11 protein-coding genes are annotated in these 16,721 nt (G+C 43.1%); 6 read left to right on the top strand and 5 right to left on the bottom strand.

Annotated elements, in window-relative coordinates:
• Positions 1-23: 23 nt before the first annotated feature.
• Together ACLOAU_RS19575 and ACLOAU_RS19570 are read right to left on the bottom strand one after the other, a co-directional pair.
• Complete coding sequence (locus tag ACLOAU_RS19575) at positions 24-2,267, bottom strand: fasciclin domain-containing protein (protein WP_427863599.1); 2,244 nt, start codon at positions 2,265-2,267, stop codon at positions 24-26.
• A gap of 545 nt (positions 2,268-2,812) precedes the next feature.
• The gene (locus ACLOAU_RS19570) at positions 2,813-3,439 is read right to left on the bottom strand and encodes an NUDIX hydrolase N-terminal domain-containing protein (protein WP_427863598.1); all 627 of its coding nucleotides are present in this window, start codon (positions 3,437-3,439) and stop codon (positions 2,813-2,815) included.
• Between the two features lie 101 nt (positions 3,440-3,540).
• Between ACLOAU_RS19570 and ACLOAU_RS19565 the strand changes: the two genes are divergently transcribed.
• From ACLOAU_RS19565 to ACLOAU_RS19540, 6 genes are all read left to right on the top strand, one after another.
• Positions 3,541-3,873, top strand: a complete 333-nt coding sequence (locus ACLOAU_RS19565; protein WP_427863597.1) for a DUF6660 family protein — start codon at positions 3,541-3,543, stop codon at positions 3,871-3,873.
• Between the two features lie 148 nt (positions 3,874-4,021).
• The gene (locus tag ACLOAU_RS19560) at positions 4,022-8,338 is read left to right on the top strand and encodes a CusA/CzcA family heavy metal efflux RND transporter (protein WP_427863596.1); all 4,317 of its coding nucleotides are present in this window, start codon (positions 4,022-4,024) and stop codon (positions 8,336-8,338) included.
• A gap of 5 nt (positions 8,339-8,343) precedes the next feature.
• A complete protein-coding gene (locus tag ACLOAU_RS19555; protein ID WP_427863595.1) occupies positions 8,344-9,618 on the top strand; it encodes an efflux RND transporter periplasmic adaptor subunit in 1,275 nt (424 codons plus the stop codon).
• Positions 9,619-9,628: 10 nt separating this feature from the next.
• Positions 9,629-10,231 (top strand): methyltransferase family protein, encoded by a 603-nt coding sequence (locus ACLOAU_RS19550; protein WP_427863594.1) that lies wholly within the window; start codon positions 9,629-9,631, stop codon positions 10,229-10,231.
• A complete protein-coding gene (locus tag ACLOAU_RS19545; RefSeq protein WP_427863593.1) occupies positions 10,228-12,273 on the top strand; it encodes a heavy metal translocating P-type ATPase in 2,046 nt (681 codons plus the stop codon). The genes ACLOAU_RS19550 and ACLOAU_RS19545 overlap by 4 nt, the downstream gene beginning before the upstream one ends.
• A gap of 144 nt (positions 12,274-12,417) precedes the next feature.
• Positions 12,418-12,867, top strand: coding sequence for an NUDIX hydrolase (locus ACLOAU_RS19540; protein WP_427863592.1), 450 nt, complete (start codon positions 12,418-12,420; stop codon positions 12,865-12,867).
• A gap of 165 nt (positions 12,868-13,032) precedes the next feature.
• On the opposite strand, the gene ACLOAU_RS19535 is transcribed toward ACLOAU_RS19540, so the two are convergent.
• From ACLOAU_RS19535 to ACLOAU_RS19525, 3 genes are all read right to left on the bottom strand, one after another.
• Entirely contained in the window at positions 13,033-14,505 is a 1,473-nt protein-coding gene (locus ACLOAU_RS19535) for an alpha-L-fucosidase (protein ID WP_427863591.1), read from the bottom strand.
• 61 nt (positions 14,506-14,566) lie between these two features.
• Complete coding sequence (locus ACLOAU_RS19530; RefSeq protein WP_427863590.1) at positions 14,567-15,943, bottom strand: alpha-L-fucosidase; 1,377 nt, start codon at positions 15,941-15,943, stop codon at positions 14,567-14,569.
• Between the two features lie 65 nt (positions 15,944-16,008).
• Complete coding sequence (locus ACLOAU_RS19525) at positions 16,009-16,686, bottom strand: DUF4998 domain-containing protein (RefSeq protein WP_427863589.1); 678 nt, start codon at positions 16,684-16,686, stop codon at positions 16,009-16,011.
• Between the last annotated feature and the right edge of the window lie 35 nt (positions 16,687-16,721).

Below are 16,721 nucleotides of genomic sequence, written 5' to 3'. Positions count from 1 at the left end.
ATAACGCATTGGATTAATCGTTATTAATAGATGTATTGCAGGTAATTATCAATTAAATGAATGGTAGCCCTGTTAGCCAGGTAATTACTGCTGGCCAGGATCGTATTAGCGAATCTCTCATTCATATCCTTCAGGTTCAAATTACCAGGCGTATTGGTAACAAATATCGTGGTGTTATTTCCCTGGTTATCTTTCAATATGGTTGGGATAGCTCCACTTTCAACGCCGTCGGTACCAATATTGCGCTTATCCAGGATATGATATTGAATAAAGCGAACCACTTGCTGCCTTTCCAACTCCGTAGTTGGATTAAAATTCGGCACTTTATTAGGCGCCGTGCCGGTGCCCGGAAGGAAACCGTCATTTACGGCCTTTTGTATTGCTGCATTATTAGGAATAAAAAAGGTATAAAAACTACCGTTGGCAACACCGGCAATTAATTTGCTGGTGGCATTCCATAATGCGGTACTGCTGCTCAGGTATCTCCAGAAATAATTGAACTGCGAAGTGGTCGGAGCTCCCAGCCTTTCGATATCTTGCCCCACCGTTTCTTCACTGAAGTCCAGGATGCGGTCAGCATAATACACTCTGCCGTTCTTTGCATTTTTGAAGCTGTTAATTTTAGCAACATTATTGGAATCTACATTTCCTGCAGTGTAGGCCGTATTATTCACATAACGCATATATTCTCCCCCATAAGTCATCACAACACCGTCGGTACCAAAATCATTTAATACTTTATTAGGAACTACATGATTGTTCAATATCCGTTGCAAGCGAGACCTGGTAGTTGATCCGGTGCTGGCTGGCAAAGTTGAACCAGGTAGCGGGGTAAAGCGCCACTGGTCTGCAGGATTAGTACTTATTGATTGATCTACTGTAAAACCGGCATCATTGAACATTTTATTACTGATCATAAAAACCGTGTAATTATTGTAGATATTAGAAATCGCTGAACGTAATTCGAGGTTCAATAAAGCAACCATCATCGAATATTGAGGGTCCAGGTAAGCCTTTCCATATACACTGGTAAATATGTTAGCATCCTGCACTTTGTTTGTTCCATAAAAAGTTCCATTGCTCAAAAGCCTCTTATCAACAATATTAGTTGCAGGATCAAACCGGGCTTCTTCGCCGGCAAAATTGACCGTGGTTTTGAACTGGCTCGGCCATACAGCCGCCTGCCACATATGCGCATTTAAAAAATCCCAGATGATAGACGGCTGCATATCATCGAGCGAGTTATAATGCTCCAATAGTACAGTATCGATATACGCCTGTAATACGTCGTTTTTAGGTGCAAAAATGCTAAAGCTTCCTTGCTGAGCCTCATTACTCGGAGGGGCAGTCAGATAGCTTTCATTATTTAACGAATAAGCTAAGGAGGCGTTATAAACTTTTGTATATACCTGGTCCGTTCCACCCGTCATCACGTTATAGTTTCGCGTAATGGTTGGATTCAAAACATATGACACCATGTATTTTTGATAAAGGTTGTAGAAAAGACTGAACTGTGAATTATCTTTCAGGTACTCTTCTATAGAAGGTAAAGCAGCAATCACTTTATCTACTACATGTATCACGCCATTCTCAGCATTGATATCCGCCTCTTTTACGGTAGCATTAATAACATTAAAGCCGGTGTATGCAGTATTCGGGTAGAAATAATTATAGTCAGCCGCCCCTAAACCTTTAGCCTTCATAAAACCGTCAGCAAAGTAGGGAATGTATTTATAGTTATTATCATTGATCACATAGTTTGCTGTACCAGTATTATTACGGTTACTACCTATAACCTTCATTTTGGTGCCTGTAAAGCTGGTTTCATCATACACCCCTTTGTAATTAGCGGTACGTCTTCTGAATGCCTGGTCAGCAATCCAGCCGGTAGCTGCCTGATAATCGTCTATCCGGTCTTTTTTATACGCATAATAGGTAAGGCTATAAGTAACAATATTCCGGCATTCTTCCACGCTTAGCTGGCTAACGCTACTCACACCTTTTTCAGCGAGATAGGCTTTAAAAGCATCATCGTCCGGTGCAAAAAAAGTCCAGTATCCCGCCGCATCCAATGTACGGGTATAATCGGCTTTATCAATTGCAGCAAGTATATTGGTAAAATTACCCCGCTCCTTTAAAACGGTATAAATGGGTTTCGCCAGGTTATCCGGCTTTGCATAAAACTCATCCCAGGTCGACTTGCGGCAACCTATAACAAAGATGGCCAACAGGCAAACAGCAGCGCTTTTAAAAATCCAGTTTTTCATTTTTGTACTTTTTCGGCACGGGCAATAACTCAGGCATGGCCTCCGGCCCTGCCTGGTGCTGTTACCACCTGCAATCTTTAAAATCTCAGGAACTTAATTCCAGTTGTTTTGTTTTAATTTTCTTTTATTCAAGTATTTCTATGCAACCGTTCTTCCTTTTTAATCGTCGTATTACGAAAATAAATCAGCCTCGATTGTATACTATCCTGTTGCATCCTGTCTTTCGGCAAATCTGATTAAAACCTGCAAAAAAAATCTTATCTCAATCGTAAACACCGAAAGTAAGCGTTGTAAAAAAAGCAACCATCCTGTTGTATCTTGTTTGTTTGGTATAGCCAATAATGAATCAACAACAACAGCCGGCTCGTTTCTGGTACTATAAAAAAAGAAAAAGTGTAGGATAAGCATAGCCTGTTAGCCCGATACATCACTATTCCCTATAAATATCACACTCAGGCAACTCAATAAACGAACGCCCCAGAAATAAGGCGTTCTTTTTAAAAAGGCAGTTACATTTTTGATAAAATAGTAGCGCCGTTCTATAACTAATCAAACAATACCTGCCAGTCCGGATCCAGGTAAGCCCTAAAGCACATGGCTAGCTGCGCCTGGTTATTTTTTTCTGTAGCCAGGGGTGGCAATTCGTCTAAATCAAAATAACTGCTTTCGAGGGTTTCTATATTGGGAACAAACGCTCCTCCCCTCAATTCGCAAAGCACAAATACTTTGCATACATTATAGGCATAAGGCGGATCATTATGGTGATTCCGATCCTGCACCGCGATAAGGCGCACAGCTTCTACATCCAGGCCTGCTTCCTCTTTTACTTCTTTTTCAGTGTTGGTTTTAACAGTTTCCAGTACATCTACCCACCCGCCAGGCAAAGACCATTTACCATTCCGCTCTTTTACCAATAATATCTTTCCCTGCTGAAAGATAGCCGCCCTGGTGTCTAATTTGGGTGTCTGAAAACCATCTTCATTACAAAACAGATTTTTTACTTTTTCAAAAGGCAGGTCTGTAGCTGCACTCATCATTTCAGCTGCTATATCCCGTATCCGCTCAAACCGTTCCTTATCAAAATCGTCACGGGTATAGGTAAGTCCTGCCTGGGCGATAAACTGTAGCTCTTTTACCCAGTTCAGCCAATTGGGTTGAGAAACTTTTTCCATGCTATGAAAATAGGACGAATCATCCGGGAGATCAAATGTTTTGAAACAGGGATGCAATATATTTTTTTGCATCTATACCCGATGTCAATACCTTTGCCCCAATGAAATTTTTTACACTTGTATTCAGCTTTTACCTCTTGGTAGTTTCTTTACTGCCCTGTAGTGATGCGCGTAACGAGTGTACTGATGCGTCTCAGCAATCCCAGGTAGAACAGGCATCTGCGCATAGCCATCAAAGTGACCACAATGATGTTTGCAGTCCGTTTTGTACCTGCACCTGTTGTAATGTTATTGCTGGTTTTGCTTTACAACCGCTGAAGGCAATAGACCTGAAGCCTGTTGTAAAAGGAACACCGCAATATCCCGTCCACCATACCTTCTTCATTTCCGCTTACTTTGGAAATATCTGGCAGCCGCCCAAGATCAATGCTTAACATGTAGTTTCTTTCAGTGTGCCCGATACACGCCTATGCTCTTTATCTGAGCGGGGATCCTGTATCTATTCATTGCACACACCGGTCATTTCATTGCTTCGCCATGGAATGACCCATCTACCCCTATTAAGTATTAATTGATTTCAAAATGCTAGATAAAATTATCAGGTTCAGTATAAAGAACAAACTTGCCATAGGCATTATGACCCTGCTGTTAGTCATCTGGGGCATATGGAGCGCCTCTAAACTACCTATTGATGCAGTGCCAGATATTACCAATAACCAGGTACAGATCATTACCGTATGCCCTACCCTGGCCGGCCAGGAAGTAGAGCAACTGGTCACCTTCCCGATCGAACGAAGCATCGCCAATATTCCCGGCCTTGAAGAAACCAGGAGTATTTCCCGCTTTGGCCTCTCGGTAATTACGGTAGTTTTTAAAGACAATATTGATGTTTATTTTGCCCGGCAACTGGTCAACGAAAAATTAAGACAGGCTGAAGCAAGCATTCCCAAAGGTATTGGCACCCCTGAGCTGGGACCCCTAAGTACAGGGTTGGGAGAAGTGTACCAGTACATTATTCATCCTAAAAAAGGAAGTGAAAACAAGTACAATGCCAAAGACCTGCGCGCTATGCAGGACTGGATCGTAGCCCGGCAGCTATATGGCACACCTGGAATTGCTGACGTCAATAGTTTTGGCGGACAGTTGAAGCAATACGAAGTAGCAGTGAACCCCGATCGTTTAAAAGCTATGGGCGTTAGCATACCCGAGATCTTCACCGCCCTTGAGCAGAATAACCAGAATACAGGGGGCGCGTATATCGATAAAAAACCCAATGCCTATTTTATACGGGGTATTGGTTTGGCCACCAGCCTGGAAGACATCAAAAATATAGCAGTAAAAACGGTGGGCAATATTCCCATTTTTGTGAAAGATGTTGCTGATGTTCGTTATGGCAGTGCCGTACGTTATGGCGCATTAACCTTTAACGGAGAAGTTGATGCGGTAGGTGGTGTAGTGATGATGCTGAAGGGAGAGAATAGCAACGAAGTGGTTAAACGTATAAAAGAAAAGCTGCCCACTATCCAGCAATCGCTTCCGGCCGATGTAATCATAGAACCTTATCTTGACCGGACCGACCTGGTGGGCCGGGCCATTAAAACAGTGGAGAAAAACCTGGTAGAAGGAGCACTCATCGTGATCTTTGTGCTGGTCATCTTCCTGGGTAATCTTCGCGCCGGGCTGATCGTGGCTTCGGCCATTCCTTTATCCATGCTGTTTGCACTGGCCATGATGAACATCTTTGGCGTAAGCGCCAACCTTATGAGTTTGGGCGCTATTGATTTTGGACTGATCGTTGACGGCGCTGTCATTATAGTGGAGGCAACTTTACATCACCTTGGCCTCAGAAAATCTACCCAAAAACTCACGCAATCAGAAATGGATGATGAAGTATTGGTGTCTGCCTCCAAGATCAGGAACAGCGCTGCTTTTGGCGAGATCATCATCCTGATCGTCTACATACCCATACTCACACTGGTAGGTATTGAAGGAAAAATGTTTCGCCCTATGGCTCAAACCGTAGGCTTTGCCATCCTGGGAGCCCTTATCCTCTCGCTTACTTATATACCTATGATGTGCGCGCTTTTCTTACCTAAAAAGCCCAATCTTAAAAAAACTTTCAGCGACAAAATGATGGATCAGCTGCAGCGCTGGTATCAACCATTGCTGCAGAAAGCAATACAGGTCAAGTACTGGCTGGTAGCTGCGACTATTGCGGTCTTCGCGGTTTGCATTTTTATCTTCAGCAGGATGGGTGGAGAATTCATTCCTCAGCTCCAGGAGGGAGACTTTGCCTTTCACTGTATTTTACCCCAGGGAAGTTCGCTCAATCAAAGTATAGAAACATCTATGCAGGCATCCCGCATCATCAGGCAATTTGAAGAAGTAAAAATGGTGGTGGGTAAAACCGGAGCGGCAGAAGTACCAACCGACCCTATGCCACCGGAGGCATCTGACCTGGTGATCATTTTAAAACCGGTAAAAGATTGGAAGTCCGGCAGAACATATAACCAGTTAGCCGATGCGATCATGGAAAAGCTGGAAGTGATCCCCGGTATCTTTTTTGAAAAAAACCAACCCATACAAATGCGTTTTAACGAACTGATGACCGGCATCAGGCAGGACGTGGCTGTAAAGATTTTCGGAGAAAATATGGACACGCTTGCACTCCTGGCTAAAGAAGCTGCTGAAGTGATCCAGACGGTAAAAGGCGCTACCAGCCCGCAGGTAGAAAAGGTTGGTGGTTTGCCTCAGATCAACATCGAGTATGATCGCACCCGCATAGCCAACTACGGGTTAACGGTACAAGGCGTTAATGATATAGTAAGCACCGCTTTTGCCGGAAAAAGTGCGGGAGAAATTTATGAGAATGAGCGCCGGTTTGACCTGGTGGTTCGACTCGACAGCGCCTACCGCAGCAATATTGACGATGTAAGTAATTTGATGGTCCCTACCAATACAGGCATACAGGTACCACTGTCACAGGTAGCTACTATTAATTATAAACTTGGAGCTGCACAAATCAGCCGGGAAGAAAGCAGACGTCGTATTGTAATTGGCTTCAACGTATCGGGCAGGGATGTGGAAAGTGTAGTAACAGATATACAAAAACAATTAACAGCAAAAGTTCAGCTGCCTGCGGGGTATTATTTCACTTATGGCGGCCAGTTTCAAAACCTGAAAGAAGCCAGTAACCGGCTAAGTATTGCGGTACCGGTATCCCTGTTGTTAATATTCGTGCTGCTCTACTTTACCTTTCATTCATTTAAACAGGCCGGACTCATATTTACAGCGATCCCTATGAGCGCTATCGGGGGAATCTTCGCCCTGTTGCTTCGCGGTATGCCTTTCAGCATCAGCGCCGGTATCGGCTTTATTGCGCTTTTTGGTGTGGCTGTATTAAACGGCATCGTACTGATCGGCACTTTCAACCAGCTGGAAAAAGAAGGCTGGACCGATGTATTGAAGCGGGTGATCGAAGGCACCAAAATTCGCCTGCGCCCCGTATTAATGACCGCAACCGTTGCTTCGCTGGGCTTCCTGCCCATGGCCATCAGTGCCGGAGCGGGAGCCGAAGTGCAGAAACCATTGGCCACTGTTGTAATTGGCGGATTGGTTACAGCAACCTTCCTGACCTTATTCGTTCTTCCGCTCCTGTATATCATTTTTAACACAAAGCTCAACTTTAAAAAGAATACAAATATGAAAGCTCCTGTTGCTATATTATTGCTATGTCTTACCGGATTTACATCTGCACATGCACAGCAGCGTGTCTCTATTGAGGATGCAGTAGAGACGGCTGTAAAAAACAATCAGCAGATAGGCATTAACCAGGCTGAAATACGCAGTGCCGCACTCAATGTGCGTACAGCTAACGATATTCCTAAGACGGGCTTATTTGCAGAAAATGAAGATCTACGCCCTTCAGATAGTAAAGGCATCTTAAAGATTGGCATTTCTCAAAGTATTGCCTGGCCCGGTCTGTATGCAGCACGTAAACAATACCTCACCTCTCAGTTGAAGTATGCCGAACTTAATACGGATGCACTCAATGCTGTGATCAGAAGAGATGTAAGAACGGCTTATTATACCCTTTGGTACCTGCAGGACAAGCAGGTATTGTATGGACGCCTGGACAGCATTTATTCCGATTTATTAAAGGCTACGGATCTGAGATTGCGGACGGGCGATGTAGCCAAACTGGATAAGATTGCTGCCGAAGCCAGGCTGCGGGAAATACAGGCTTTTGTTGAGCAAAATAAAAAAGATATGGTTGCACAACAGCAACAGTTGATGGTATTACTAAATCAAAATGATTGGCTGTTGCCTGTTACCCGTTCGCTTGAAAAACTTTTCATCAATGTATCGGAGAACGGCAGTTTGCACCCTTTATTAAAATTACAACAGCAAAATATAGACATTGCTTCTTCGAATATTACAGTTCAAAAGAATACCAATAAACCCGATTTCTCCGGCAGGTTTTTCAGCCAGCGGGTATGGGGTGCCAAAGATCCTTTTACCGGCTTTTCAGTAAGTGCCGCTATCCCGCTATTTGGAACAGGCGCTAATCGCAGTAAAGTAAAAGTAGCTGAGGCAGAAAGAGAAATCGCTGAAAAATCATTAGCCTATCAAACACAGCAACTGCAAACACAAAAAGCATCGGCATTAACAACTATAGAAAAGAACCAGGCATTGATTAGTTTTTATGAAAGTACAGGTTTACGACAGGCAGAAGAGATCATTAAAGCAGCCGGCTTAAGCTACAGGGCCGGAGAGATCAGCTTTGCAGAGTTGAGCCAGTTCATGAGCCAGGCCACTGGTATCAGACAAAGCTACCTGGATGTATTGAACGAATACAACCAATCCGTTATCCAATTCAATTACTACAATAATCAATAATAACAATGAAGATCATCTATATATTAACAACCTGCATCATAGCCACTTCGACTTTTACAAGCTGCAACAACAACGGGCAAAGCGATCAGGCAACAACAGCAACTGAAACCCAGCAAGAGCATGCAGCCGGCGAAGCAGACCATGAGAATGAGGGTGCATCAAGCATTGCCACTATTACCACAGAACAGATGAAAACTGCAGGCATTACCCTGGGTAGTTTTGAGAATAAAAATCTAACCGCAACTATTAAGGCCAACGGCGCCCTGCGTGTACCCAATAACAACAAGGCCAATGCCACATCGCTGTATGGAGGTGTAATTAAAACGCTGCGTGTACAAATGGGCGACCATGTAAGCAAAGGCCAGGTGATTGCTACCATAGAAAATCCACAGTTTATACAATTACAGGAGGAGTACCTGACCATTGGCAGCAGGATCATGCTGGCCGAACAGGAACTGCAACGCCAAAGGGAATTAAATGAAGGAAATGCCGGAGCGTTGAAAAACCTGCAAAATGCCACTGCCGAACTCAACACCCTACGTACCCGCAAAGCTTCCCTTCACCGGCAGATACAACTGATGGGCATTAATCCCTCGGGAGTAAGTGCATCTAACCTGAGATCTGCATTAGTAGTAACCAGCCCGGTAAGTGGCACTGTAAGTGCCGAATTTGCCAAAATCGGCAGTTATGTAGATGTATCGTCCCCTGTTGTGGAGATTATTAACAACAGCCTGCTTCACCTCGATTTGCAGGTTTTCGAAAAAGACCTTCCCCATATTAAAATAGGCCAGGCAGTCAACTTTACATTAACGAATAACCCTACCAATACCTATACGGCAAAAGTGTTTAATATTGGTTCTTCGTTCGAAAATGAAAGTAAGACCGTAGCGGTTCACTGCACTGTAACAGGTAATAAAACCGGGCTGATAGATGGCATGAATATTACCGGTATGATAAGCATTGACAATGTAACTGCTACTACGGTACCCAATGAGGCTATTGTAGAGGCTGATGGCAAAAATTACATTTTCATACAAACCGAAAAAGAAGCTGAAAAGCCAGATGAACATGAGCATAAATCCGGCGAGAGCCATCCACCGAAAGAAGAAGAAAAAGCCACCATAAACTTTGAAAAAATAGAGATCGCTAAAGGAGTATCCGATTTGGGTTATACAGCTATTACTCCCGTAAAAGACATACCCGCCGGCGCAAAGCTGGTTACCAGGGGAGCCTTCTTTATTAATGCTAAACTATCCAACGCAGGAGGCCACGAACATTAAAACAACGACAATGAACTGGTTAAAAATTTATCTACCTACCTATCTACTGTGCTATTTTGCCATAGCCTTTATCTTACCCACCTGGCGCGCTTACCGGCAAACAGGTATATGGCCGGTAACTTTTGGCCGGTCGGCCAGCGCACACGACTATTTGAGCCGGTTGATGAAATGGCTGGTATCGGGTTTATTCCTGAGCACAACGTTTTATGCCCTGGGAGATCCGGTCTATCGATGGCTGGTACCGGTTACTTATTTACAAATAAAAGCCTTGCATATTACCGGCCTGGTGCTTATCCATCTTTCATTGGCATGGATCTTTATAGCGCAGCTCCAAATGGGTAATAGCTGGCGGATCGGCATCGATGCCGACCATCCGACAACATTGGTAACGCTTGGACTTTTTTCAATCAGCCGAAACCCTGTTTTCCTGGGTATGATTGTAACTGCGTGGGGCTTGTTCGCGATACTACCCAACGCATTAAGCTTTTTTACTGCACTGGGCAGCTATTGGATCATTCAGGTACAAATAAGACTGGAGGAAGCTTTTTTACAACAGCAGCTTGGAGCAATATACCGTCAATATCAAAAAAAAACCAAAAGGTTATTATTATGAAACATCAGCATCAATATAATTCGAAAGGCCAGCAAATTTGCTGTACACAGGAACAAAAAGTATATGCACAGGCTGGCGCTCAAAACCTTGTCAACGGTTTGCCTCCTAAAAAAGAGCACGATCACGACCATGAACATAGTGATGACGACGGACATGATCATAGCAACGCAGACCCAACAACCCTCCGGATGTTTCTGCCGGCATTGATCTCTTTCGTTCTTTTATTAACAGGCATTACCCTGGACAACTGGATCCAACAATCCTGGTTTACAGGCTGGATAAGAATTGGGATATATATAGCGGCCTATTTACCGGTAGGACTACCCGTTGTTAAAGATGCCGCTATAAGCATCGGCAAAGGAGAGGTATTTTCCGAATTTCTACTGATGAGTATTGCCACTATTGGCGCCTTCATCATACAGGAATACCCCGAGGGTGTAGCTGTTATGCTCTTCTATGCTGTGGGTGAGGTTTTCCAAACCCTGGCTGTATCCAGGGCTAAACGTAATATCAAAGCCTTGCTCGATCAACGCCCGGATGAAGTAACTATTATCAAAGACAATCAGCCTGTTACCGTAAAAGCAGAGCAGGCGGCTATCGGAGATATCATTCAGTTAAAGCCCGGCGAAAAGCTGGGACTGGATGGAGAACTACTTTCCGAAACGGCTTCATTTAATACTGCAGCCTTAACAGGCGAAAGTAAACCCGATACCAAAACCAAAGGATCACCTGTTCTGGCCGGCATGATCAACCTGAACACTGTAAGCCAGGTAAAGGTAACTACGGCTTACACCGATAGTAAACTTAGTAAGATACTGGAACTGGTACAGAGTGCAACTGCTCAAAAGGCACCGACAGAACTCTTCATCCGCAAGTTTGCAAAAGTATACACGCCAATTGTTGTATTCCTTGCTATCGGTATATGTATTGTTCCTTATTTCTTTGTTGATGATTATGTATTCAGGGACTGGCTATACCGCGCCCTTATATTCCTGGTTATTTCCTGCCCCTGTGCGTTGGTCATTTCCATTCCGCTGGGTTATTTCGGGGGTATCGGCGCCGCCAGCCGCAATGGCATCCTGTTTAAGGGGAGTAATTATCTTGACATTATAGCCAGCATTCAACATGTAGTAATGGATAAAACAGGCACCCTTACTGAAGGAGTGTTTAGGGTTCAGGAAGTAGTTATACAACCTGAATTTAACAAAGACGAGATACTAAAATGGGTGAATGCTCTTGAAAGCATCAGCTCTCATCCTGTTGCTACGGCTATCCGTGAGTACGCCGGAGAAGTTGACCATTCTATTCACCCGCAAAACGCAGAGGAAATACCGGGACATGGTCTTAAAGCGTCCATCAATGGTAGAGAATTGCTGGCCGGAAATTTTAAGCTGATGGACAAGTTCAAAATTGCTTATGATATAAATCCTACCGACATTGTATATACAATTATTGCTATTGCTTACGACGGAAAGTTTGCCGGGTACATTACTATTGCAGACAACATTAAAGAAGACGCGAAACTTGCGGTTGAACAATTACATCAGCTAAATATAAAAGCCACTATGTTAAGTGGCGATAAAACATCTGTGGTTAAAGACGTAGCTGGCAAAGTCGGCATCGACAATGCTTTTGGAGACCTGTTACCTGAAGACAAGGTAAATAAAGTAAAAGAGATCAAAGCTCAAAAACAATCAGTGGCTTTTGTGGGAGATGGGGTAAATGACGCACCGGTAGTAGCCCTGAGTGATGCAGGTATTGCTATGGGAGGATTGGGTAGCGACGCTACCATTGAAACAGCCGATATCGTAATACAGGATGACAAACCTGGTAAAATTCCGGTCGCCATTAATATTGGCAGGCAGACCAAAAAGATTGTTTGGCAAAATATAACGCTGGCCTTCGTGGTTAAAGGCATAGTGCTTATTCTTGGGGCAGGCGGGCTGGCTACTATGTGGGAAGCAGTTTTTGCCGATGTAGGGGTTGCGTTGCTGGCCATTCTCAACGCAGTAAGAATACAACGGATGCAGTTTGCTTTGTAAACCATGAAGTGATCAGGTAAGACATCAGAGTTACAAATCATATTTTCGTTGCCTGTAGTTGAGAGCTACTTGTCTTATGAAATTAATCACACGTATAGATCAAAATCTGTCTCAACTCAAAAGCAAGGATAAAAAATAGCATATATGAAAACAAGCGCCGGTATACTACTATATAAAAAGCTGCAAGGCAATACTTATTTCTTCCTCGTACATCCTGGAGGTCCATTTTGGAAACATAAAGATGCAGGTGCCTGGTCAATACCTAAAGGAGAAACAGAAAAAGATGAAGATCCCTTAGAACGCGCCCGCATAGAATTTAAAGAGGAAACCGGTAAAGAGATTGATGGAAATTTTATGCCACTTACCCCAATCCGTCAGAAAAGCGGCAAATGGGTGAAAGCCTGGGCAATGGAGGGAGATATAGCAACAGACAACTGCAACAGTAATTTAATTCAACTGGAATGGCCGCCACGTTCGGGCAAACAGATACAAATTCCCGAGGTAGACCGATGGGAATGGTTTACCGCAACAGAAGCCATGCAAAAGATCAATCCGGCGCAAGTGGCTTTCATAAAAGAAGTATTAGCATTGTAACAAACTGTACTCCCATGTTATCCCGGCACTATTTAAAACCTTACGTCTTCCCTTCCTGGTTCGTTCAATTGTTTCATGCATAATTATAGAACGAACCGATATAGGGAGAAGTAGTATTACCTCTTCTCCCTTTTATCAGTTCGCATGTTCCAATATGTACTTAAACTAAAAAACCTCTACATTAGAAATAAGGGGGCAGGCTTTGGACGCTGTAATAGTAACCCTTATTTTTTGAGTAGTAACCGGCGTTACATTTACTATTCGCTTATACCCGATGGTTGTTTCTTCAGCTAACAACTTCCAATCGCTCCCTTGTAATGCCTCAATTGTAAAGCTCTTTACACGCTGCCCAAGGCGTATATATTCCTGTAATAATATATATTGAACGGTTTTTTGATTATCTAATTCTATTTCAAAGCTGGCACTGGTAACCCCGTCATCAGTAGCCCAATAGGTTTCTTTATTCCCGTCAGTCATTGCGGACCCGGCAAAGCGAGGATTTTTACCACGTGTATTGCTGGCAGTTACTTTACTTTTCTTTGCCAGGTTAGTTCCTAACCGGCGATTCAACAGTTCTTTAAATCCTCTTAATGAAGCCACATCGTTTTCATGAAACCTGCCAGTCCTGTCCGGAGGTATATTCAGTAACAGAGTGGAGCCTCTGCCAACAGATGAAAGATAGATATCGAATAGCTTCTCCGGCGTTTTCACTTTTGCATCTTCCCGGGTGTGATAAAACCATCCTGATCTTATAGAAACATCTGTTTCCGCGGGTATCCATTGGGTGCCATTTTCGGACCCCGTATTCAGCAAACTATTGATTCCACTTTTGCCCGCATACAGGGTGTCGGGTGTAATATTATTCCAATTGGTTTTACCTACATGGCCTTCTTCATTGCCTACCCACCTGATATCGGGGCCCGCATCGCTAAAAAACAGGATCTGTGGTTTGGGCTGAATACTATCTACCATTCTTATTGTTGCGGGCCAATTATAATAAGTAGCCCCGTTTATCTTTCGTGCTTCTCTCCTGCCGCCATAAAACCCATCTCCCCCGTTGGCCCCGTCAAACCATATTTCGAAAAGAGGTCCGTAATTTTTAACCAGCTCGCTGAGCTGTTTGCGGTAATAGGTGATATAAGACCCGGTTCCGTAATCAGCATGATTTCTATCCCAGGGGGACAAGTATAACCCCAATTTCAATCCGCCCTTTTTTACAGCGTCGCTCAACTCTTTTACGATATCCCCTTTTCCATTTTTGTAAGGACTGTTTTTTATAGAGTGACTGGTGTATTTTGAAGGCCACAATGCAAACCCATCATGATGTTTGGCCGTAAGGATTAATCCTTTGAATCCGGCGTTTTTTAATTCAGCTACCCATTGTGGCGCGTCTACACCCGATGGATTGAACAAAGCCGGGTTTTCATCGCCATAACCCCATTCCTTGTCAGTAAAAGTATTGATGGTAAAATGAATAAACGCATTCATTTCCATTTCATGCCATTTCAATTGAGCCTCTGTTGGTACAGGATATACCGGTGCAGGCTCTTTTACGTTTTGCGCCTGTAGTTGAAAAAACAGCACATTACAAAAAACTGTTGCTGCATAGTTCAGCCAGATAATCCTCCATTTTTTCATACATAAAAATCTGATGTTGTGCATTTGTTTTTTCCGTCATGAATACTCCCTAAAAGTATCCTTATTTTGTATTTAATTCGATAACCGGAACTTCGTAGGGCGGCTTTTCCCGGGGCAGTTTAAGTTCCATGTCAAATCCTGTAGTGGTAAACTGTACTTCAGACGCATCATTGAGTAGTTGCGCATACTTTACTTTTCCTTTGTAGCCCGGCAGCACCAATTTACCATCTGAGGGGTAATTAAATAAATGTATATAAAGCTTGCCGGTAACAGGATTATAAGTAAGGCGTGTATTCATTTCAGTGGGAAGCTTTAATTCATCAGGCGGGTAAGTGCAATGGTAAACAGAACGGCTATTCGCATGCATCCAATACGACAGGCTATCTAATGCCTTGTTAGCGCGATAGTCGAATTCGCCGCGGGCGGTAGGTCCTACATTCAATATAAGGTTACCACCATTGGCAACAGAAGTGATCAGCAGATCCAGCAACTGGCGTTGGGTTTTCCAGCTGTGCTCATCCCGGTAATAGCCCCATGAACCAGAAAATGTCTGGCATGTTTCCCAGTACTTACCTTTATACTTCAACAGCTCATTGGGCTTCACCTGTTCAGGCGTTTCAAAATCAAAGCCATCGGTATACTCATTTAAATCCAACCGGTTGTTGATGATAATATGGGGTTGTAATTTTTTTACAGTTTTGAGAAGATCTATGGAACCCCAATCATTCCTGCCTTTACCCTGAGCTCCGGGGTAAGAGAAATCCATCCACAAAATATCTATTTTACCGTATTTGGTTAATAACTCGGTAAGCTGGTCTTTCAAATACTTGCGGTACCGGCTCATATCTTTTCCTTTGTTCAGGTTTTGGTAGTAGGCCGTGTCGCGTTTTTCATTTTCCGACCATTCATTTTTATTCCGCTCTCTTTGCGGATGTATACGATCAACAGTAAAATCGGGATGATGCCAGTCTATCAATGAATAATAAAATCCAACTTTAAGTCCTTCGGCACGAAACGCATCTACGAATTCTTTTACAAGGTCTCTTTTAGCCGCTGTATTGGTAGACTTATAATCGGTATACTTTGAATCGAATAAGCAAAAGCCCTCATGATGTTTGGTTGTTAACACTGCATACTTCATCCCAGCTGCCTTCGCCTCGCTCGCCCATTTTTTCGGATCGAACTGATCGGGATTAAAATTATCGAAGTATTGCTCATACTGTTCTGTTGTCAGTCGCTCGCGCTGCTTTACCCACTCGTGCCGGCCAGGTAAAGCGTATAACCCCCAGTGAATAAACATTCCAAACCGCGCGTCGGTAAACCATTTCATTCGTGCTGTTTTTTGCCCGGCGGTTTCGTTGGTAATACTTTTAGTTTGGGCATAGGCAGCCATATTACTAATAAGTAAAAATGAAACAATAATTTTTTTTAGTATCATCTTATAGTAGTTTAAAGAATAATGAGGATATAAGGTTAATGATTGTTGATAGAAATGTAAAGTATTTAAAATGCCAGCAAGCTATCGGCCTGTAATGTTTTGAATGTATCGATAGCTGTTGCAGCAGGTTTGAAGTAGGATTGAATTGCAGGTTTGGTTCCCGGCTTAAATGACTTTATAGTTACAGAGTCACTCAAAAAAGTGACACTATCCAGGGAATTGTCATTTTTATAATAGCGGATCCTGGAAAATACTTTAGTGCTATCCATTTTTAAGAAAAACATTCTCACCGAATCGGTTCCAAAAAATCTCCGTGTATTCAATCGTTGATTGGTTAAAGAAGCAGTATAAAAGGGACCAAAAACCCTGACAGCATTTAAGGACTGGCCAATAGACCGGTTTCCCCTATCATCGACTGTTACGATATTAAAGCTTTGTACATATTCAGGAAGCCCTGTAATCATATACTTATAGAGTCCGTCTGTATTGATTGCCGTAGCGGGTACCCGTGACGAATCTCCATTATTGTTCCAGTAAATCATATAAGAAACAACCGAAGGGTCAATACTTTTTTGCCACTCAAGCTGTACGCGCAGGTTGCCGCTCCTGGCAATGGGCTTTTCTGCAAGCCCGGCATATACCACTTCTTTATTGTCCAGAAATTTTTTGTATTTATACTGATCTTTTTCGCAGCCCACAAAAAAGAAGAGACCAAGAATGAGATATCCGAATCTGATTTTCATTTTATATTATTTATATCATCATACAATTTATGTAG

Origin of the sequence: Paraniabella aurantiaca (genome assembly GCF_050309965.1) — a bacterium.
Classification (GTDB): Bacteria; Bacteroidota; Bacteroidia; order Chitinophagales; family Chitinophagaceae; genus Niabella.
This window is presented reverse-complemented; position numbering and strand designations above follow the sequence as displayed.